Origin of the sequence: Stenotrophomonas oahuensis (genome assembly GCF_031834595.1) — a bacterium.
Taxonomy (GTDB): domain Bacteria; phylum Pseudomonadota; class Gammaproteobacteria; order Xanthomonadales; family Xanthomonadaceae; genus Stenotrophomonas; species Stenotrophomonas oahuensis.
Genome location: NZ_CP115541.1, coordinates 2,175,312 through 2,196,367, shown reverse-complemented (window position 1 = coordinate 2,196,367; position 21,056 = coordinate 2,175,312). Strand labels below are relative to the sequence as shown.

The following is a 21,056-nucleotide window of genomic DNA, read 5'->3' as shown; positions in this document are numbered from 1 at the left end:
TTCGCGCCGCAAGAAGGACAGATTCTTCCCCAGCGGGGTGGTCGCATAGTGCGGAGTTGAGCGGGGATGACGGGGGCTGGTCCATGCGGGTGGTGCTCCATTTAGGGTTAGGCCTGGGTGGCCGGCTGGTTGCGATAGGGTGTCAGGGTTGGTCGGGTTTTGGTATCGGAAAAGTCCGAGCCCTTGAAGCGGCAGCCCAGGTCGTCTTCCACCTTGAACCGCATGTACGACGGCTTGGTCATGGTCATGGCGTGAACCCCTTCAGCGCTGGGCGGTGGGCGAGGGCCTGCACCTGGCTGTAATGGACCTCGCGTTCCGGCCTGCTGGGCAGGTGCAGGGGGGCGGAAACCCAGGGGGGGGCGTGGTGCCCTTGCCCAGCCCGATGTGGCGCAGGCAGCAGCCGCGGGCGGGGGAGTCGGGAGCCGGCCCCGCCGGAACGCGTTCGTCGCAGGGGGGTTCGGGCCGAGCCTTTTGCAGCAGGGAAACCCAATTACCCACCCCAGCAAAATCATTGACTTAGGGCGACGCTACGGAATCGACCAATGGCTACCTGAAGCGCCCCGCTTCAGTCGCAGGATCTGGGACGCAGCGCGCAGATCATGCCCCTCCCTCGTAGGAGACGGACGGAAAAATGCAGATTGACTCGGAGTGGCTGGCCGCGTTCGACGAGGCGCTTTTGGCCTTGTTTGCGATTGACCACGCGGATGCGGGGATGGATCGGGAGGAGTTGGGGTGGTATTGCGAGATGCCGGCCGGGGAGGCAGCGGTGGCGTACGGGGAGGACTTTGATCTTTGTCGGAGGGATCGGGTTTGGCCGCTGCATGGGCTTCGGCTCGCCAGCTAAGGGTCCGATTGCGCCACCCAGTGGCGTCTACGGCATACTCTGACTACGAGAAGGATCTACAGCGCACAGGGAGGCGTCCGCATCAGACACAGCATCCATTGGCCAAGCCGCTAATCGGGGCTTCCGCCCCGGCTCAGCCGCAGCTCTGAACGACGCCTCTCCCCAGACCCGGTCCTGCGGGTGCGCAATTGCACTCTCAGATCCGGGACGCGTCGATTTCGGGGCAGCTCATCCTCGCCAGACCTCGACTCCCCAAACCCATGTCGCACACACTGACCGCCAAAGAACAGTCGCTCGCCCGCATCTTCAGCGCTGACTACGTTTTTCAGATTCCCGGGTATCAGCGCCCCTACTCATGGGGAACCGAACAGGCCAACGAGCTTATCAGCGACCTGACCACGGCCCTGGCGCTTGCACCCCCGAACCTTGGCGATTCAACGCCATACTTCCTGGGAAGCATCGTTCTCATCAAGCCGGAATCGTCGACCGAAGCCACCGTTGTGGACGGGCAACAACGTCTGACTACGTTGACCCTGTTGCTCTCCGCCATCCGGGCGACGGTGGGCGACGCAGCTGTCCAGAACGAGATCACCGGCTGCATTTACGAGAAAGGCAGCGTTGTAAAGGCAACGCAGGCCTCTTATCGCCTGTCTTTACGGGATAGAGACCGGGAGTTCTTCCGCACGTATGTGCAGCATGAGGATGGCTTGAGCCAGCTGGTTTCTCTGACCGCCAAGCTCCCCGATGCGCAGGACCGGCTGCGTTCCAACGCACAGGTGTTCATGGCGGAACTGTTGAAACTGTCGCAGCCCGATCTTGTTCGACTGGTCCAGTTCATCATCACGCGCTGCTATCTGGTCACTGTAGCCACCCCGGATTTGGACTCCGCGTATCGCATCTTCGGAGTTCTCAACAGCCGCGGACTCGACCTGAGCGCGACCGACATTCTGAAAGCAGACATCATCGGTAAGGTCGACGAATCCCTGCGCGACGATTATACGCAGAAGTGGGAGAGCAAGGAAGAGGATTTGGGCCGAAGCGAGTTCGGTGATCTCTTCAGCCACATCCGCATGGTCTACCGAAAATCCAAACCTCATGGAACTCTTCTCAAGGAGTTCAACGAGCACGTGATTCCGTCGCACCAGCCTCGCCAACTAGTCGATGAGGTCATAATCCCCATGGCTGAAGCATTCTCGGAACTGCGAGATGCGGTGTACACGAGCACCCAGCATGCCGAGAAGGTCAATGAACACCTGACGTGGCTGAATCGACTGGAGTTCAACGACTGGGTTCCGCCCGCTCTGCGGTTCTTCGTACTGCACCGTAACGACCCAAGCCTGGTGCTCGAATTCTTCCGCGACCTGGAGCGGCTCAGTTACTCGATGCTGATCCGGAGGATCGGTCCCAATGGCCGTATCGAACGGTTCTCCGCACTGACTTCGGCGATCGAATCGGAAATGGACCTCTTCGACAGCTCCTCTCCGCTGCAGCTGTCTGCCGAAGAGCAGCATCTTGCCTACATGGCGCTGGACGGCGCGATGTACGACACCCATTCCTCGCGCGCTCTGGCGTTGCTGCTGCTGCGACTCGACAGGATCATGTCGGATGCCTCCGCGACATATCAGCACGACGTTGTTTCGGTCGAGCATGTCATGCCACAGCAGCCTGCACCCAACAGCAGTTGGGCAGCGTGGATGCCCGACAAGGCTGACCACCAGCGCTGGGTTCACCGACTGGGCAACCTCGCACTGCTCAGCAGGAAGAAGAACAGCTCTGCCAGCAATCGAGATTTCGGGTGGAAGAAGTCAAGCTACTTCACCAAGGGTGGAACCTCAGCGTTCGCCCTTACGACCGAGGTACTTCAGCATGCCGACTGGACGCTCGACGTGCTGGAGAAACGTCAGGCCAGAATGGTCGGCCTGCTTGAATCCCACTGGCGCTTGCAGGACCGCCGTAGCAAGGAAGAGTTGAGCAAGGAACTGCTGCGCCTTCTGGAAGTCGACCCAAGCTCCATCGTGTTTGAGATTGCCAGCCGGCGTATTGGGATCACCGCTCAGGCAAAGCAACATCCGGACAGATTCACGATCTTGAAGGGTTCGCAGGCAAGACTGAATTGGACAGGTAAGAACCATGCTTACGAGCAGCTGCGGGTCGAGCTTCAGAGCACCGGGGCCCTGTCAGCGTCTGCCGACGGCACCCACCTCGTGTTCATGAAGGATGCCGACTTCTCCAGTCCGAGTGCTGCGTCCGCCGTGGTGGTGGGCCGGGCGGACAATGGACGGACGACTTGGCGGGTCCAAGGAAGCAGCATCACGTATGGCGCATGGAAGGACAACCAACCCGCCGGCCAACGGGCTGAAGAAGTCAGCTGAGAGCGTTGCTCGGGCAGAACATTGCCAGCCGGATATCTCAGTCAATGAGACGTACGGCTGGCACGCTGCGGTCATGTAGCCAATTGCCTGCCCTTGGTAGCTGACGTTTCCGACGCCTGATCAAGGGGGGTGCTGATTGCCCCCCTTCACCCACGGGACGAAATTGGACATACTGTCCAACGAATACCCGGAGCACCCATGAATACGTACGAGCTGATCGACCTTTCCCTCCAGCGCTTTTCCGCGAAGGAGGTCGCCCAAGCCCTTGGAGTTGATCCGAAAACCGTAAAGCGCTGGCAGGTCCGCGAGACGGAGCCCAAGCCCTACATCGCGGATGCCATCCGCCAGCGCCTGCTGCCCTTCGGCGAGCCGCCGACCGGGGAAGGCAAGTTCCGCTTCATTGACCTGTTTGCCGGCATCGGCGGCATCCGCACCGCTTTCGAAAAGCAGGGTGGCCGCTGCGTGTTCACCAGCGAATGGGACCCCTACGCCGTAAAGACGTATAAGGCCAACTTCCACGATGGCCCGGGGCACACCTTCGCCACCGATATCACCAAGGTTCACGAAGCAGACGTTCCGGACCACGACGTGCTGCTGGCCGGCTTCCCCTGCCAGCCGTTCTCCATTGCTGGCGTGTCGAAGAAGAACGCGCTGGGCCGGCCGCATGGGTTCTCCGACAAGACGCAAGGCACCCTCTTCTTCGACGTCGCGCGCATCATCGCCGAAAAGAAGCCGCGCGCGTTTCTGCTGGAGAACGTGAAGAACCTGATGAGCCACGACAAGGGCCGCACGTTCTCCACCATCATCGATGTGCTGCAGAACGAGCTCGGCTACCAGGTTAGGCACAAGGTCATCAACGGCAAGCACTTCGGACCGCAACACCGGGAGCGCATCATCATCGTGGGCTTCCGCGAGCCTAACGACTTTGACATCCATAAGGTCGAGCTGCCGAGCTTCGATGAGGCTCCGAAGATGGGCGCAGTCCTGCACAGCCAAGATGGCACCGAAGCTGCTGACTCTCCATACATCGAGGGCCCCAAGGGCAAGGTGCTGGACAAGTACACGCTTTCGGACAAGCTGTGGGAATACCTGCAGAACTACGCCGCAAAGCACCGCGACAAGGGCAACGGCTTCGGCTTCGGGCTGGTGAACAGCGAGAGTACTTGCCGTACACTTTCGGCGCGGTACTACAAGGATGGCTCGGAGATTCTCATCTCTCAAGGCCTTAAGAAAAATCCCCGCCGACTGACGCCGCGCGAATGCGCGCGCCTGATGGGGTTCGACGAGAACTTCCGCATCCCGGTGTCTGACACTCGCGCCTACAAGCAATTTGGCAACTCGGTGGTCGTTCCCGTCATCAGCGAGGTGGCGAGAATCATGATGCCCTACTTGATGAATGACGCTTCCAAAAGACCGCGAAAGACCGTCGTGAAGAAGGCAAAGACCTAACCTTGGTTGACAGTCTCACACCCGAGCAACGGTCCGCGCAGATGTCGCGGATCCGTGGCGCCAACACAAAGCTGGAGGTCCTGGTCCGGAAGGCTCTCCATTCGCGTGGATTTCGCTATAGGCTGGGTGGAGCTGGTTTGCCTGGGCGCCCGGACATCGTTCTTCCCAAGTACCGAACGGTCGTATTTGTTCATGGCTGCTTCTGGCATGGGCATAGCTGCCCGCTGTATCGTCTGCCCAAGACGCGTCCGGATTTCTGGGCTGACAAGATAAGCCGGAACCGGGAACGGGATGCTCGAGTGGAGCATGAACTGAGGGTTTCAGGATGGCGCGTACTCACTATCTGGGAGTGCTCACTTCGGAATGCAAGCGAAGCGATGAAAACCGCAGTTTTTGACGAACTCGCGGCGTCAATTGTCGACCGCACACCATGGACCAACAATGAAGACTGATATCGTCTCGGAAGGAAAGCAAACAGACTGGAAGATGGTCGAGGAGCTCGCCCTGAAGAGCCGAAAGATCTTTCTGAAGAAGCTTTCGCGCAACGACACGTCTTGGTCCATGCCGGGAGGATCCAACCAGAGCGGATTCTATGTTCCCCGGGACATTCGAGAGTCGAGATTCTTCCCCGCGCTAGAACCACGCAAAGATCTGCCGCACATTGAGGAAGCGAAGTGCCCCTCCTATTGGCCACAAGCAGATACCGTGAGGGATGATTCTCATATCAGGTATTTCACTAACAAGACATCCGAGTGCCATTTCACTCGGATCCCAAAGGAGCTCTTCCAGCTCCTGAACCCTGCATCGTGGCTGCTTGGCGGGACGTTGGTTGCACCAGAAGGTCTCGCACATCACTGGTTCATGGTGATTGATTCCCAATCCGCCGCCGCCGAGCTCCTCGAAACACGACTTGATGTAAGCTCCGACTTCCATTTCGGACTCTTTGACCCAGCAGCTCTCTCGTCTGCAAGCAAGGATCAGTCCGAAGAGGCGGCACAGCTAGAGGCAGAGATCCAAGCAGCACTTCTTGCTGGCACGATTGAGAGCCTTCTGCTGAAGTACTCCAGGCTACCAAGTCCTGAGCAGCTATCCAAACAAGCGCGCAACATGCATCTCAAGACAATGGGCTACGGAGACCTGAATCCTTGGGAGCTTGAACGCCCTGGAGATGCGGTGATGAGAATCAGCAGGGACATCGAGTACGCAGTCTACAGGCAGCATGAGCTAAGGCTGCGAGCGGTAGAGGTGGCCGCCATTCTTGCCAAACACAAGTCGGCCGCGTCCGCAGCTGTACAAGGATTTCGGGCGCTAGACGCGGCCTTCCTCTCTGCCAGCCAACAACGAAAGAGCAGAGGTGGCAGATCCTTCGAGAGCCACTTGGATTATCTGCTGCGTGCCGGTGGCGTCAGATCCCAACCCCAAGCGATCTTGGGACAGCGAAGGCCAGACTTTGTAATGCCGGATGCAAGGACTGTCAGAGACGCTGACCGCAAAGACTACTATGCTGCAGCGATCCTATCGGCCAAAACAACCCTGCGCGAACGCTGGAAGCAGATCACTCATGAGCGATTCAACTGCTCGATCTTCCTGGCAACTGTCGATGACCGCATCTCAGTGGAAACCTTGAACGAGCTTCGTGAAGCCGAGATTACACTGGTTGTCCCCGAATCCATGAAAGCGGTGAAGACCGAGTCGCTGTATCGCAACGATAGCAACGTCATTTCGTTCCGTTCATTCTTCGATGACGCCATCGCAGTCATGCGGCCCAACTTGCTGCTCGAATCAGGCATGATTCTCGCCCGACAGCGACGCCCCAGAACGCGAGTCAGGAAGTCCTTGAAGCAATAGTACGCTCACAGGTAAAGGCCTGGCTCACCACTCCCTCCCCCTACTTCCACTTGGAGTACTCAACGGGAAGTATCCCTACAACATCGCTGGCGCTCATGCTGCGAAGTAGGTAGGTGCGCTCAAACTGTCCGAAGCTGATAGCCAAGCGCCTGACGCCGCCCAAGCCAACCTCGTTTCCGCGAAGCTTTCGATGCACGGCCTTCCTGGCCGCAGCTGCTCCCGGCTTCTGTCGTCCAGATGCACTCAAGTACAACGCCTCCGCTACGGCCCAGAAGCTCGGGTGAGAATACATCTCCTGCCTTGCAGTCATCTGTTCGGCGACATCGCCCCATGGCGACCGCGTGGAGCTTAGCGCGACTCGGGCTTTGTCGCCATGAAGGAACACCAGTTCCCATGCGGCCCTGGTGATCAGACGGTATGCCAAGCGCGGGACGATCTCGACGTAGTGATGTTTTGCCAGCGGGAGCGCCTTTCTCTGACGTTCACGGCCCAGCAGATTTGGCATGAATGCCAACGACATCCATGCCCACATTCCCTTGTCCGCGCGTAATGCGAGCCTGTCAGCACCGGACCCGAAAATTTCGTTCAGGTAGCAACCAAGTTCATACGTACTGCCAAACTTCGCATCGACATCGACGTACCAGTCCTCACAAAGAACAGAGCCGTAGCTGTCGTCTTCCAAGATGCTCCGGGGTGGCGGACCGACGGGAGATTCTAGCCAATCCATGAACCGAGCGATGCCGCCTTCGTTGAGTGACCGCACCAGTGTACTCACTCTAGCTCTCCCGTCATCTCAGCAATGAGGTTGTCCAACTGGGCTCTCATATGCCCGACTGTACAGAATCTCTTGGTTACCGAATCTGCCCATTCAGCTGGGTCCCCCTCGTCCTCTTCCGGAGGATGTCCCGCACCGAGGTGCTCGATGAAACCCTTCCATCTTCCAACCCAAGAATCTTCACTCTCAAGTTCTGCGGGGTTCTGCGCAATGCAAAGCGCCACCTGCCTCATGACCTCCGGCATAACGAACGCTGTGAACGCGTGACTTCTCACAGCGGCACCCGCGGTTCTATAGACACGCTGCTCAACAAGAATGCACGGCTTGGAATCTGCATCAGCGCTGTTTGCAGGCAGCTCAAGCGTCCAGATCGGCCCACCCAGCTCGGCAGGAAGGATATCCACCAGACTTGATCCGAGATCCTCTGATTCGTCCGTAGGGCGAACTCCATCGGCGAACGCACATAGACGGTTCTGGCCAGGCTGGTTAAACACAAAACGAAACTTCAGCGGTTTATCTCGAGCCAACTCATTGATTGCCTGCTGCGTTCGCACGTAGCTCCCGGCATCACCAAGCGAGAAATACTGCTCGGTGGTGCCAGCACTGGCTATGCAGTGGATCTGAGTGTCAGTCGATACGCCAGCGGCCTTCTGGTCAAAGCTCTCCAACCAGAACACACGCCCCAGCTTTTCGTCATCCGCAACGCGCACACAGAAGTTCTTTCGATCGACCTCATGTAGCCCGGTGGGATTAGTACGACGTGATATCTGCTTCATCTGCCACCTCCGTGTACTTCAGACGAATCTCGAGCTGTCGCTCGTGGTCGAACCCGCGAACTGCCAATGCCGCCCCCTCTCGATCCATGTCGAACCGAAGCCTATTCCCTTCGCGACGAAGATTTGACACGCCCGTGAGTTCGATTGGAAATGCAGACGCGTCTTCCAACCAGAAGTCGGCAGAATCCCACTGACGGAACGGGTCACCTCGCACCGTTGCGTAGGCAAGCTCCACTGAGCATTCCAATCGCTGGAAGCCTCCATCTTGATTGGGGGAAACTGAAACAGTAAACCCATCGCGCTGCGGCGTAACCACCACTGGCTTTGGCTTCGCAACGGGAACTTCGTCCACTGGAGGCGGACCGGGCTTGCTGCCTTCCTTCTTACCCCTCGCACCCTTCTTCAGCTCCAAGAGATGCGCGGGATCCGCGAAGTACGCAGCCAAAGCGGTCTCATCGCGCTGACCAGCGGGGGCGAGTAGCTGGACAAGCTTTGCCGCCGCGTTTCTAACAGCTGAGAGCGCAGCGCCCGGGGCTTGGTATGCATTCTTCACCTTTGGTCGCTGTGCATTCCACGTTCTGTGTGTGGGTTCTTCGGCGCAGACCAGCAGGTCGGAAAGCCGGGGATCATCGATGAAGGTCAAGGCCATCACCGGATCCCCCGAACGAACGGATCTGAGTTTCTTCTCGCCGTCAATTGCCAGATCCTGGCGAACGAACAGCTCCTCACTTCTATCGAGGCTGTCTGCGAGCTGCAGATGTACCCTGAACTTGGTCGCGTAAGTGGCGCCACGCTTCGCTTTGATTGTCAACGGGAAGTCGACCGAAACTGGCTGTCCGAGCTCAAATCCGTGCGTCAAGTTAAACAGATCACCCTCGTCAAAGGAGGCGGAATCCATGCCCTTCACCCACGTGGCCTTTGCATTTGCCAAGGGCACAAGACCGCTCCGCTCTGCGGCAGCCTGAAGGAACTGGCGGTAGTCTTGGCTTACCCGACCGCCATCTGGAAGTCCATCAGCCTCCGAGACAATCGTTGACTTCTCAAGAAGCGCACCTCCAACCTCAACCTCCAGTCGCCCCCGACAGATTGCGAAGAAGAACTCATTGATGACAGCAGTCTTGATGTCCTGCTCTGTGAGATTGTCCAAGGGCAAGGGCACGATGAAGCTCGTCCCAGGCGCATCCCCTCTGCGCAGTCCCAGCTCACTTTTGATTGACTCTATGAATGAGGCATCGCTAATCGGCACGGCCAAGCTCTGTTGGTCCGACTCCCGCCCCCAACGCGCCTCCTTTGCCCAACGCGTCTTCTCGTCACCAAGCCTGTAGTTCCGCGGGAACCGGCTGCAACCGAATAGCAGCGCCCTGCCATCCGATAGACGGTTCGTCAGCGCGACCACTGTCCTCACTTTGCTTGCAAGGTAGAGAGTGATTTTGCCCTGCCCGGCACCTCCGTTGGCCCTGGCATGCTTGGCCCCCTCACCTTCCCGGAACCAGAATGCATTCCAGTTTTCGCTCTCGCCATCAACTGAGGAGTCCGTGTAGGCCCCCTCCAGCCCCGTGGTACCGAAGTCTTCAATGAGCAAGAAGCGAAGCACTGGCGCAAGCTTGTCCGTAAGAAGCTGACCGGCTCGAGCGTGGCTAAGCCAGCCTTCTGAGAACAGGGAGCGCACTGTCTGCCCAGCATCTGCGTCGATCTCAACAATGCGATAGCTGACCCGGACCGTGTCGTCGGAGCTCGCACGTGCGTCAAGCGGGTTTTGTAGCGTTTCTCGTACGAGAATCTCGACGTTTGTCCTCTCCTCAATTGAGAAGTTGTCGTCGGATATGCTGGAACCCGAGTTCTCGTTCGGGTTGAGCGCTCTGAACTGCCACTGTGCCATTCCGGTCTCCATTCCGTTCTCTTGCGCGGCCGCTTCCTTTTCGCTATTGATATCAGTATGCAATGAGGGTTGGCAATACCTTTTGTCGCAGCGGCCTTGTGTCAATTCTTTGACGTCAAGTGCTCCGATGTTTGCATGGACAGCTCCAGCCTAGAAGGGCTGAGCCAAATACTGGACCACAATCGGGAAGATTATGATTAGCGTATCCAAGACCCTGTCTGCAGTAGAGGCGAGCCCACTGGCATCCAACCAGCATGAGCTGAATGGGGTCTCTCAGTTCAAGAAGATCTTCGGAATCGAAGAGTTTCGTGGCACTGCCGAGTTCCGATATAGCAACGGCTCCATTGTGGCCCATGCGGGCATTACTTGGTACGACTCCCGGGAGGCCCACCCTACGCGTAGCGAGTACAGGCTTTACTTCCAGACCAATGCGGTTATGGATGCGGCCACGGAGGGCGACAAGGTCACGATAACGCGTACGTCGGCTGGGGCCATCATCGTGGACGTATTGCCGTAGCCTAGGATTAGAATTTTTCAGGGGCAAGACTGCAGCGGCCCCTCTAGTGCAGCAACCCACCGGCTTGTTTGCCGAGCCGCAGCAGCCTAGGATCGAGGTGTACGAAAAAGCGTAGCTGCCCATACGTGATGATGTGGATGGCTCATGTACTTCACCAACTTGGCTACTCCATAGCTTTACTTCTCCTGCCACGAAAAGAGTAAATCCAAACAAAAGGACATTGCGTGGAATACCTACCGCTCGACGAAAGGCTCGAACTTTCCCTGTCGTCAAACGACATGGACCTTCTGCAGACAGGAATCTTGAATCAGGCGATACACGATATATTGAATCACGTGGCTATCGCTCTGTTCGAAGAAGCCAACGCGGAAGCTGAGCGCCAAGGCACTACCAAGGTACTGGAGCAAATTCCTCAGAATCTCAACAGGGACGACGTACTAATCCGCGCCCGTATAGCCGGCGTTCGGCAGGGATCTATCGTCTACGAACTCGCACCTGTTATAGCCGCGGTCTTCTCCGCCCCGGGTGCGGCAGCGGTTTGCCAGAACTTGATCTCAAACGTTATATGGGCCGTTGCGACGTACAGCGCTAAAGTCGCGGGGATTAGCGTGCAGCATAATGGCCAAAGTCACGCCAGAGGTGTGCCAGCAACTAGTGGCCGCAAGAGAATTCGGCCCCGCGTCGAGAGACTTGTGAAGCACCTGAAGGAAGCTAGCAACGGTGGCCGCGTCACGATCAAAACACATGACGAAGAGATCACAATCGAATTCTATCCCTCGAACAGTGACTCATAGCCTCCATCGGCATTTTCAACTCTAGCCAACATTCCGACGGATTCTCTCCCGGCAGGAATCTCTGCCTAGCCGACGCCGTCTTCCAGCGCACTTTGGTTCATACTTTGAACATCAGGATATAGACGTGGCTGCCCCAGACTTTGCAAAGCAAACAATCGATACATTGGCCTTCCGATCCGGCCTGATCTGCAACAATCCTAGATGTCAGACAATCACGACAGGCCCTTCAGACGGGAAAGGGCCTTTGAAGCTGAAGATTGGTGAGGCGGCCCATATTTCCGCAAAGAAGGAGGGGGAAGCTCGCTATGACCATCTGATGTCAGATGAGGCCAGAGCAAGCGTAGAGAATGGAATTTGGCTTTGTGCAAGCTGCCACACCCTGGTTGACAAGAACAATGGTGCCGACTTTCCAGTTACTATGTTAACTGCATGGAAGAGGACCCACGAGGACTTGATCAGATCACTTCTTCACTCCCACCGCAGCCCGGTACCGCTGCTCAGAAGGTTTACTGAAGAAGGGCAAATTGCCCAGGATGTGGTTGACCTTTTGGAGATGCACGGGGCTCTCTTCGTTGATCATCATCTGGAAGTATCCCATCATGTCTCGCTCTCCATTGAGCGCCTCCGGAAGGATCTGTCGAAGCTTCGCCAGAAAATTCGATATGACACCAACCTCAAAGACGTGATCAAGGATCTCTACGATGTGTGCCGGGAGTACATGAATCACACTAGCCGGTACTCAAGCACGCAGCGGCAAGAACTTGATATCCTTCGAAGTCGAGTTGGGCACAAGGCGCTTTTGCTAAGAGAAGAGTACGGCTGCAATGTGCGCGGACAGCTCAATAGCATACTGCCCCGTTGAACACGTGTAATGACCCACTGAATTCCTGCTCAGGTCATGCGGTTAATGTAGCGGCATACGCCGCGTCCGGGGTCATCATCTTCAGCGCCTGATGAGGGCGCTGTTGGTTGTAGAAGGCAATCCAGTCAGCGATCACCCTTGTGGCGTGCACTTGGCTCTCAAAGCGGTGCCGGTGCACACATTGCTCCTTCAGCGTTCGAATGACGCGTTCCACCATCCCGTTCTGCTGCGGGCAGTGTGGCGTAATGAACTCCTGCTGCAGACCATAGCTGCGCACCAGGCGCGTATAGACGCGGCTGGTGAACACCAGGCCGTTGTCAGAACGCAGCAGGAAGGGCACCGGCACCCGCCCCAGCGTGCCGTAGCGGGTGATCAGGGCCTGCTCCAGCGCGGCGGAGGCGGTACTTGCCTTGCCAGTTCGAGGCAGGTGCCAGCCAAGCAACTGACGTGTGCCGCAGTCGATCACCAGCGCCAGGCTCAACCAGCCGTCCCTGCCGCCCCAGACCCTGCACAGGTCCGTAGCCCAACGCTGATCAGGCCCTTCAGCGCGGGAAACCTTGGCTTCGATTCGCGGGCGCTGACCGAGCGGACGCTTACGGACCTGCCAACCCTTGAGCTGAAAGATCCGCTGCACAGTGTTCTTGTTCATGCCCAGCAGCGCCGCCACGGTGCGATAGCCGAACGAGGGCTCGGCCTCGATCATTTCCTTGATGGGCTCTGCCAGCTCAGCATTGACCTTGGCCGGGCCCTTGGTCGGCTTGTAGTACGTCGTTCGACGCGCCACGCCGAACCACTGACACAGCTTGGTCATTGGCACCGTGACGCCTTCGTCCCTCAGGCCCTGCTGGACCGAGAGCATCAGCTCTCGTCCTTTCCCAGCAGGGATGCCAGCTTTTTTCGCGCGCGGATCTCCAGCATGGCCTCGCCGTAGGTTTCCTGGAGGTCCTTCAACTGGCGCTCGTACTGCTCGCGCACGTCCTCAGGCTTGGCTCTCAGGGCGTTCTCCATGCCGCGTTTGCCGTCTTCAACCCAGCTCTCGATTTCTGCAGGGGTCAGGTCGAACTGGCGACTCGCTGCCGCCACTGAGGTCTTGCCCTGGATGATCTCAAGGACCAGTGCGGACTTGCGACGGGCGTTCCAGCGCTTGATCTCTTCTTCCATCATTTCGCTCATCGGTGTCTCCTTTGGGAAAAGTAACACCTGAGCAGGAATTCAGTGGGTCATTACACATGTTCCAACTGGCTCATGGTATCCGGGCGACCGGGACGATGACCACGCCAACGCTCGATGCACTCGGGGTGCGGCTGTAGTCAAAACCAGACATGTTGCTCCCAAAGGGTTTCAAGCCAGTTCTGGAATCCGCTTTGGGACCTACCAGTTCATTCAAGACGAACCCGCCTAGCGGGTCGGCTTAGTACCAGAGCAAAGTGCGCACATGACCCTTTCAGAGATAGTAAAGAAATTTGAGCTAGATGCAGATCCGACAGACAGCAACGGTGTGCTCAAAGCGCTGAGGAAGCGCTTGGGAGAACTGCATCCTGATCGCAATGGAGGCGACTTCGCTTCGGAGGAGTCACAACTGAACTACCTCAGGATTCAGTCAGCTATCGAATCATTGGAACCATCTGGCACCTTGGTTCCTTTAAAGGAGGTCACCGCACTCGTGGAGACCTTCACAAAGGCATTTGCTCCCCTGGCCGGAGCCCAGGAAGAGAGCTTGCGAGCGCAGAGAAATAGTCTCATCAAGGAAAGCGTCAGAGCGCAACATCGAGGGATAAAGGTGACATCTGGCACGTTTCTTGCGATAAGCACAGGATTGCTGGCCTTTATGGGAGCTCTGAAGGAGAACCCAGTTCTTGGAAAAATTCTTGAAATTCAGCATGCCGACATGGTCATCCTCTCCGCCTGGCTGTACAGCGGCGCATTTTTTGCTATTGCGTGGTACAGAGAGAGAGAAAGGCCGAATCGCGCGCAGAATTTCTCTCATCAGAAGATGGACTTGCTTACCTATTCCATGAGTTGAGATACGTGAACACAAGATCCACCATAAATGGGCAGCTCGCCTTTACCCGAAGGCACATTGTAGACATCATGCACTCCCACCATCGCGGTAGATCCAGAGCTTCTCAATTTCTGCTATTCGGAATCAGTCGTTCCGCGGCCGAGGCAATCGCCTCGAGCCATATAGAGGAGCTCATGAGCAGAGGAATTGTCACTAGTGCGCCGATAAACGGCGTTCACGAATGGTTTCAAGTTGACAAGCATTTCATTGAGGGTGCTTAGATCCTGACCAAACGGTTCATTCAAGCTGACGCCGCCTCGCGGCGCAGCTTGACCCTAGCATTTACCGCCCACCACTCGGCAAAGGCGCGAGTAGTTGAACGTCGCCTTGGCGCACTGAAGATGGCGACCCCGGACGCAGCTTACGTCGCCATGTTAGCCGCATGACCTCATCAGAAAATGAGGGTCAGCAGGGTCAGCTACGTGCACTTGAACTGGCCGCACAACAATCTGCGCCCAGGCCAAGCCATAAGCCGACGCTTTTCCGGAGTGATAGAGACGTGATCATTCGGCTACCACTCCAAAGGAACCAGCTTCTTTCCCCGCCACTCCTCCACAAGGAAGATGCCTTCGAGCTCCCCCCAAACATCCTGATTCGCGTGATCGAGGATGATAATTTGCAGCGCCCCCTTTGCAGACACAACGCGATTTCCAATCTCTGCGAAGATGCTCCGAACTGCCTGAACATCTTCCTGCTCCACCAGCTTCCGGTCCTTTTCCCCGGTCTTTTTGTCAATCACGACTGCCGGGAAGTAGACTTGACTTGGTTGGTCATAAACGATTAGCCCCGGCACAGGACTCGGCGGATGGCTGAGGAAGTAAGTGTGTAGCGCCAAAGTCACCGCAACGTGGTACGCAAGCCAGTTGGCGCCACTTCCAATTTCCCAAAGATAGTCTTTACGCCCCTGACGAGACACCCTAACCGTTAACTCCTTCGGATCTAGCCTTACCGGGCTCTCACCCCATTCTGCATTGAGAGCCGGAATTATTGACCCAGTTATCTGCTGAATCTCATCCAGAGTACTGTCGAGCCTGCGCTGGATCGCAGCCTCGTTTATTCTTCTGTCAATCGTACTCAGCTTATCACGCAGCTCAGATAATTCCATCTCATGCTCTGATGACGCGTCTGATAGCTCGTACTGATCTAGAAGCTGCTGCAGCCCCCCTAAGAAACGGTCGATGGCTGAGGTATAGGAGATCTCCTGTCGAGCTGCTTCAGAGTAAGCTTCATGATAGCGAATCTCCTGCCTCACGATTGATATCTCAGCAAGCACCTCTTCAGTCCTGACCCGTTGACGATGGTATTCAGCGTCTAACGACGTCGTGGCTAGAGGATAAGCTTGAAGCTTTCCCTCCACCTCCTTGAGCGCGCTTGAGAGCTTATCAAGCGATGAAGCTGTTTCAGAAGAGAACAGCAGAGCTGCCTCGTTCCTCCTCTTGATCTCATCACTCATCCAAGAGGATAGTGATATGCGATCACGCTGTATGCGGAGCGCACCAGCATATTCATCGCTCCCCTCACGTAATCGTTTCAATTCCATGAGTCGCTGACGGTGTCCGGAAGCCATTGCTGCTAGCTCCTGCTCCCTAGATCGCAGCTCCGACAGAACGCTCAGTGTCGCCTCTATACCATCAACCGATGCAGACCTTCCAACATGATTGACAAGTGTTATCTGCTGAAGCTCCGCCAGTATCTCCGGCCAATCATTTAGCTGACCTCGCCGAGTAGATAGCCCCAGCTCCCTCCCTTGATTAACCCAACGACGCCCCTCCGACATCCGTCTTGCGGAGATGGAGTTCATCTCTCTTAGTTCAGATTCAAGCCTCTTGATCCTACGGCTCAGTCTGTCTGACTCGTGCCGCAACGCAATGACCTGGGCGGTGACCGCATTCAGAACGTAGGGAAGGACAGTCCTGAGCTTCTCCCGGTGCTCATTAGAATCCGCCTTGTAGAATAGGACATTAGGATTCGCAACAATGTTCTGCGGCTGGAAAACTAGCGACGTCAGATCTCTGAAGGACGGTCGTTGTTTGTATCCATATTCCGTCTCTGGTTCAAAATCCAGCTGAGTAAGCCCCGCAAGGCGATCCAACAGTCCACGTACGACGCCTGCGTTGGTATTCCCGCCATCGATTGCGCTGGGGAGAGCAATTTCCTCCGACTCAACAACGAACATCTCGTTTGTCTGGACTTGATCGCCTGGCTCCCTACGCGCGAACAACTTCTGACCCTCAACAGTTTCAACAACCACGCCAAACCAAGAGCATTTATCTCTTATTACACCCACCGGAACAGTGCAACTCCTGGACGCCAAACAATAGTCGATAATCGGGATGACAGCAGATTTTCCGGTTTTTGAAGAACCTGTGATGACGTTGACCATCCCTGGCTCGAATACGACCTCCCTGATCGCGCCACCATTCTTAGGCCAAAGAACCAGCTTTAAGATTTGAAAGTACATTAGAAGCTCACCCTAAGAGTCGACGCAACCTGCTCGATCGGAATTCGTGCGAACCAGACGCCCAGCTTTTCGCACCCCAATCCAAGCTTCTGCATATTTGGACTCAATTGCGGGGGCGCTGAACTCATTGACAGGATTGTTGCGCTCGTCGAATCGAGAATTAACATCTCAGACATAACACCGGCAGTCAGAGAGGCCAACGACAGACTTCGGAGAGCAAGTGTTCGATTGTGAATTGCAAGCAAACTTTCTTGTTCAACCCCGAGTTTAGCCGCGAACAGTGTTAGACCAGAAGGCAATTTCGTCCCAAAAAGCACTCTCCTAGACTGGTCATGGAGTGCAATCGGAAGTACGGTAAAGGCTAATGCCACAGGAAGTCCGCGCCCGCACTCCGAGAAGTAGCCCGACGCAGCGCGCCAAAACAGGAATGAGCCCAACGACGGATTGTAGATCAGGTCCAGCCCCGACAGCCGGCCGGGGTTCTGCTTGGTTCTGTCGGTCATGACCACGGTTTATTCCAATAGGTCTAGGTAGGCAGGATGCCAGCCTATTCTTTTTGATCCAGAGAGCTCGTTGAAACATCCGTGAGTGAAATGGCCGGGAACGCTCTTGCCCTGAAGTGAGAGCTCGACCTTTCTGCACTCAGCATAGACAGCCTTACCGCGACTCACTTCGCTAAGTCCTGCGTGAAGAATGTCCAGACTGTCGCAGATGGCGGAATGCCTTTGAAGCAGCTCATTCTCCCACTCATCCAATGACCCAGGAAGAAGTGTGCCCTCGTCCCCCCATCTCGTCTTACTTGCAACCGCCCTCAAGTAGTCGTTGATTGCCTGCAGCTGCTGCTGCCTACTCGCTTCAATCAGCTCCAACTGCTTTACAAATACGGGCCTTGACACGAACTCGTTATCCAGCTCAGCCTGAGGCACCGGCGCTGAATCAAAGTCAAAGTACGCCGGAAGATTTATCTCTTTGACGAATAGCCTGACCATACTTCGAAATTCGCCGGCATTTAGCGCACCAGGCTTTCCCAACTCCAGAAGACGATCAGATCTAATCTTCGCCTCGCCTAAGGCGAACGATATGACACGTTCAAGCAAAGGAGGAGGCACAGCGGCCTCATAGCGCGATCGAATGGAAGCAAGAACATCCGTCTCTTGGATAACTTCGAATCGAATCGCGAGAGACTTCTGCTCTTCAGCAGTGGCGTCGAGGAACCGCTTGATGTACTCGTATACTTTTGTCTTCTTCTTTGCGGTGGTTAGCTTTCCATTAATGTCAGCCACCAACAGATCTACATCCTGCGAGCTACGCGCCGCTAGAAGCGCCTTCGCAAAAGGGCCAGGCTCGTGCGCGGACGTGGTGTAGAGGCATAGCTTGGATATCCCATTGAATGGGGCATGATCTTCAAGCCAGTTGTGAATAGTCTTCCAAAGGTCTAGAGACCAATCTGATAGAGGATTGCCCTTCACTCGCTTCGTCTGCTCGAGGAGCCTGCTTCCGTTGCCGTACAGCACCGAGATATCATCGTCTTGCTCTACGAATACAGTCGAATCACCAAGCTCATTTAAAAGCCGGGCACACAATCGCACGGTCTGCAATCCGTATCCTAGGTATGGCCCGGGAGCACTGTGTTTTGTAGCCTTCGTCGACATGTCCGTTGTCCAGCCCCGCCTGCTGGACTACAGTGATATTTCACATTAGCTTAACCCGTCAAGCCTGGCCCACTTGTGTCGAAGGGTTGCGCACACCAGCCGACTCCTGTTCATACAATGGGCCGTACCGCCCTTAGGATCGGGCCCTAAACCACTGCGCTGGAGGCGGGTCTAGCAGTCTCAAGCAACGATGCGAATGAGTAGGTCCTGGGAACCTCCGGCGATGCGACATTGCAGGCCTGATGACCCGCCCTCCGCCCAGGCGGAGCGACGCCACTGGCGGTAAAGCAATATCTAAGCAGGCTTTAAGTGACTCGCCAAACGCAGGGTTAAGCGGCCAGAATTTGCTCTGATGCGGCCCGGCCTAGGTCGCGCGGCAACCCACATGCCGCAACGATATAATCGATCATTCCACATGAGAACTGCTTTGCACGAGGAGAATTAGAGGCATACCGTGCAACAGAAGCATCAAGCAGGGCATCGCGGTCCCCGCCAACACGGAAGGCAGCTTCCCGACAGAGGTGTGCGCATTTGAAGGTCTCTTGGGGTGCATCGATAACGAGCCCAAAATACGACACGAGCTGATCCCACGCGGGGAAATCCACAACCAAGCTTGTACTCAAATCCGAACCTGAACGATCCTTCGTCAAGAGCTGCCTCACCTTGTACGCCTCACGTCCGCCCCATAGATAAAGCCGAAGGATACGCTCAAACTCCGCCTTCTCCATTCCGGGGACATAAAATCGTCGCGCATCCCGTGAAAGCGACGCCCAGAGCACCATGAGTGACGATATTGCATCCAAGAAGATGCAAATGTGAGATGGCTTCCCGGGATCAAAGGATCCTCGAGCGGCCCTTAGTTCGGCTATGATCCTGCGAAAGACAGTTGATGATGACTTTGCAAGGGGGACAGCGTTCCGAACGAGCCCCCTGATATCCATTGACCAACCATTTGCGCTGTAGATTCCGTCGACGTGGTTCCACCTCTCGATTGAAGATTGGTAATACGAGCTGCCAGGGAAGCTCGCATCCAGAGTTTTACCCAGAGACACAAATGATTCTTCACTATGAAGGTCCACTCGAATACTGAGGGCGGACAAGCGATGATTGCTCACGGCCTTGGCCTTAAGCAATACAAAGCCATGGTCGCACGAGGTGTAGGCCATGACGCCTGATACCCAGAACGCTCGATTAATAGCACTGAGCCTGGAGCCGCTTTTACAGTCAAAAAGCGACTTGCGCAACTCTCCATCACTAAGAAACTCCAAGCCAAGGACGTCAAGGTCAGTCAGGACTTCCGGCGAATCACTTAGATCTGATGAGCTCGAAACCAGGACCTCAGGGAATGGAACCATGCCCCTGGCCAAGCAATAGCGAATCGCCAGCTCTTTCTGAAAACGATCTTTGTCCAGTGAACCCATTATCTCAACTCAACTTTAGCAGAAGTTGTTCGAACTCGAATGTTGCCTGGGGATCAGCAACTACACGCTGGCGCTTCTTAATCTCGGATGCTGATATCAATGATTGTATGTATTCCTCGCCCTTGCTAAGTGCGATCCTGGCATCATTGTTGATCTCCATCCCAGACAGCTCACCCGTCCTTAGCAGCGAAATAGCGAGTGTTAGCGCATCCTCATTCTCCGGGGTACGGTTCAAGCAAAGCTGCCACATGTTCCCGGAAGTCTGCTTTAGATATGCAACCTTCAGCACAACAAGATTTTGATACTGCGCGCGCGCCTCGGAGTTGGAGCCTAAGTAGCCCTTTTCTCGCAAGCTTTCCAGTATGCGCACAGGACTTCGTATGCGGTAGCTATCCGCTAGCAGTTGACCTTTTCGCACAGCAGATATGAGCGCCATTGCGCGCTCGTAGATTTCTCGATTAGAAGCGTTTAGCCTAGTCGCACCCGGCTTGGGCGTAAACAAGAACGATTCACTTTTATTTCCAAAGGAAATCGTCGGGGGCTTGATCATACCCTCCCCCGCCATTTTATCGACAAGAGATAGCTCGGTTTGCGAAAGGCTGACTCCACCAATCTCTCGGGTTTGCTTGACAACCGATAGCGGCCAACCTTGGTTTGCCCTCACCTTCTCCAGAGTTGACTTAATGGCACCTGCTCCCGCGGATGCCGCAGCGTCCGCCAATCCATCAAGGTTATCCGAAAAGTAGAATGGACTAATGAGTATGTCCCTGCCCCGAGCCTGGTGCTCACTAACGATCCCACTTGCTTTCCCAACCACCAGACACCGATCAAAAACCCTCTTCTCGGCCCCCATGCTATTGATGAGGGAGTTCTTGTTTATGGGAGACTGCTGCAAAACCCCAAGAATCTGAATGGTTGCTTGCTCATGCTCGTTTAGCGTGCACTCTGATGCTGCATATTTACCGATACCCGCATAGACATCATCAAACACTGGGATGTTCGGAATTACACTTGTGATGCGCCTTCCATTTTCGACAAGCCTCACAAAGCCCACATCGCCCAGTAACCGCAACACCCTCTCCAGTGCAAGTGAAGGAATATTCATTAAGTGATCGGAGACCTTCCTTAGCACTTCGTATTCAATCTCACCCAAGCCTTTGATGTGAATCGCTAAAGTACCGGCCATTCCGATCAACTGCAGGTCATCAAACTCTGGAATTTGATTAGATGCGAGCCCAGAGTGAAGGTCGTATGCGATCTCTGCTAGTGCTTTGCTCATGTTCGTTTCCTTGAACAGTCTTAGAGTCAAAAAATTTGAGAGTGCTTATTCCACATGTAATCGAT

19 protein-coding genes are annotated in these 21,056 nt (G+C 55.7%); 8 read left to right on the top strand and 11 right to left on the bottom strand.

The window, feature by feature from the left end:
* Positions 1-107: 107 nt before the first annotated feature.
* Entirely contained in the window at positions 108-248 is a 141-nt protein-coding gene (locus PDM29_RS09590; protein WP_311193596.1) for a hypothetical protein, read from the bottom strand.
* A gap of 383 nt (positions 249-631) precedes the next feature.
* Here PDM29_RS09590 and PDM29_RS09585 point away from each other — a divergent pair, with 383 nt between their 5' ends.
* The 5 genes from PDM29_RS09585 to PDM29_RS09565 all read left to right on the top strand — a co-directional run bounded on the left by PDM29_RS09585 (position 632) and on the right by PDM29_RS09565 (position 6,513).
* Positions 632-844, top strand: coding sequence for a hypothetical protein (locus tag PDM29_RS09585; protein ID WP_311193595.1), 213 nt, complete (start codon positions 632-634; stop codon positions 842-844).
* 260 nt (positions 845-1,104) lie between these two features.
* Positions 1,105-3,216, top strand: a complete 2,112-nt coding sequence (locus tag PDM29_RS09580; protein WP_311193594.1) for a DUF4357 domain-containing protein — start codon at positions 1,105-1,107, stop codon at positions 3,214-3,216.
* 198 nt (positions 3,217-3,414) lie between these two features.
* Positions 3,415-4,665 carry a DNA (cytosine-5-)-methyltransferase gene (gene dcm, locus PDM29_RS09575; protein ID WP_311193593.1) on the top strand — a complete coding sequence of 417 codons (1,251 nt, stop codon included), beginning with the start codon at positions 3,415-3,417 and terminating at the stop codon, positions 4,663-4,665.
* A 2-nt stretch (positions 4,666-4,667) separates the two neighbouring features.
* Positions 4,668-5,117: a very short patch repair endonuclease gene (locus tag PDM29_RS09570; RefSeq protein ID WP_311193592.1), complete on the top strand. Its 450-nt coding sequence runs from the start codon at positions 4,668-4,670 to the stop codon at positions 5,115-5,117.
* Complete coding sequence (locus tag PDM29_RS09565) at positions 5,107-6,513, top strand: type II restriction endonuclease (protein WP_311193591.1); 1,407 nt, start codon at positions 5,107-5,109, stop codon at positions 6,511-6,513. The genes PDM29_RS09570 and PDM29_RS09565 overlap by 11 nt, the downstream gene beginning before the upstream one ends.
* A gap of 40 nt (positions 6,514-6,553) precedes the next feature.
* On the opposite strand, the gene PDM29_RS09560 is transcribed toward PDM29_RS09565, so the two are convergent.
* From PDM29_RS09560 to PDM29_RS09550, 3 genes are all read right to left on the bottom strand, one after another.
* Complete coding sequence (locus PDM29_RS09560) at positions 6,554-7,195, bottom strand: hypothetical protein (RefSeq protein ID WP_311193590.1); 642 nt, start codon at positions 7,193-7,195, stop codon at positions 6,554-6,556.
* 89 nt (positions 7,196-7,284) lie between these two features.
* Positions 7,285-8,064, bottom strand: coding sequence for a hypothetical protein (locus tag PDM29_RS09555; protein ID WP_311193589.1), 780 nt, complete (start codon positions 8,062-8,064; stop codon positions 7,285-7,287).
* Positions 8,039-9,943 carry a hypothetical protein gene (locus tag PDM29_RS09550; RefSeq protein WP_311193588.1) on the bottom strand — a complete coding sequence of 635 codons (1,905 nt, stop codon included), beginning with the start codon at positions 9,941-9,943 and terminating at the stop codon, positions 8,039-8,041. Before PDM29_RS09550 ends, PDM29_RS09555 begins: the two co-directional genes overlap by 26 nt.
* Before the next feature lie 741 nt (positions 9,944-10,684).
* On the opposite strand from PDM29_RS09550, the gene PDM29_RS09545 reads away from it, so the two are divergent.
* Complete coding sequence (locus tag PDM29_RS09545; protein ID WP_311193587.1) at positions 10,685-11,254, top strand: hypothetical protein; 570 nt, start codon at positions 10,685-10,687, stop codon at positions 11,252-11,254.
* Positions 11,255-11,498: 244 nt separating this feature from the next.
* The gene (locus PDM29_RS09540; RefSeq protein ID WP_311193586.1) at positions 11,499-12,116 is read left to right on the top strand and encodes an HNH endonuclease; all 618 of its coding nucleotides are present in this window, start codon (positions 11,499-11,501) and stop codon (positions 12,114-12,116) included.
* Between the two features lie 34 nt (positions 12,117-12,150).
* Here PDM29_RS09540 and PDM29_RS09535 read toward each other — a convergent pair whose 3' ends face one another.
* Both PDM29_RS09535 and PDM29_RS09530 read right to left on the bottom strand, forming a co-directional pair.
* On the bottom strand, positions 12,151-12,975 hold the full coding sequence (locus tag PDM29_RS09535; protein ID WP_311193585.1) for an IS3 family transposase: 825 nt from the start codon (positions 12,973-12,975) through the stop codon (positions 12,151-12,153).
* Positions 12,975-13,289: a DUF1153 domain-containing protein gene (locus PDM29_RS09530; RefSeq protein ID WP_311193584.1), complete on the bottom strand. Its 315-nt coding sequence runs from the start codon at positions 13,287-13,289 to the stop codon at positions 12,975-12,977. Before PDM29_RS09530 ends, PDM29_RS09535 begins: the two co-directional genes overlap by 1 nt.
* Positions 13,290-13,551: 262 nt before the next feature.
* On the opposite strand from PDM29_RS09530, the gene PDM29_RS09525 reads away from it, so the two are divergent.
* Positions 13,552-14,139, top strand: coding sequence for a hypothetical protein (locus PDM29_RS09525; RefSeq protein WP_311193583.1), 588 nt, complete (start codon positions 13,552-13,554; stop codon positions 14,137-14,139).
* A 550-nt stretch (positions 14,140-14,689) separates the two neighbouring features.
* Here the strand turns inward: PDM29_RS09525 and PDM29_RS09520 are convergent.
* The 5 genes from PDM29_RS09520 to PDM29_RS09500 form a co-directional block, all read right to left on the bottom strand.
* Positions 14,690-16,639, bottom strand: a complete 1,950-nt coding sequence (locus PDM29_RS09520; RefSeq protein ID WP_311193582.1) for a DUF3732 domain-containing protein — start codon at positions 16,637-16,639, stop codon at positions 14,690-14,692.
* Positions 16,639-17,142: a three component ABC system middle component gene (locus PDM29_RS09515; RefSeq protein ID WP_311193581.1), complete on the bottom strand. Its 504-nt coding sequence runs from the start codon at positions 17,140-17,142 to the stop codon at positions 16,639-16,641. Before PDM29_RS09515 ends, PDM29_RS09520 begins: the two co-directional genes overlap by 1 nt.
* A 9-nt stretch (positions 17,143-17,151) precedes the next feature.
* Entirely contained in the window at positions 17,152-18,291 is a 1,140-nt protein-coding gene (locus PDM29_RS09510; protein WP_311193580.1) for an ABC-three component system protein, read from the bottom strand.
* Between the two features lie 329 nt (positions 18,292-18,620).
* Positions 18,621-19,712, bottom strand: a complete 1,092-nt coding sequence (locus PDM29_RS09505; RefSeq protein ID WP_311193579.1) for a hypothetical protein — start codon at positions 19,710-19,712, stop codon at positions 18,621-18,623.
* Positions 19,713-19,716: 4 nt separating this feature from the next.
* Entirely contained in the window at positions 19,717-20,991 is a 1,275-nt protein-coding gene (locus PDM29_RS09500) for a hypothetical protein (RefSeq protein ID WP_311193578.1), read from the bottom strand.
* Positions 20,992-21,056: the final 65 nt, after the last annotated feature.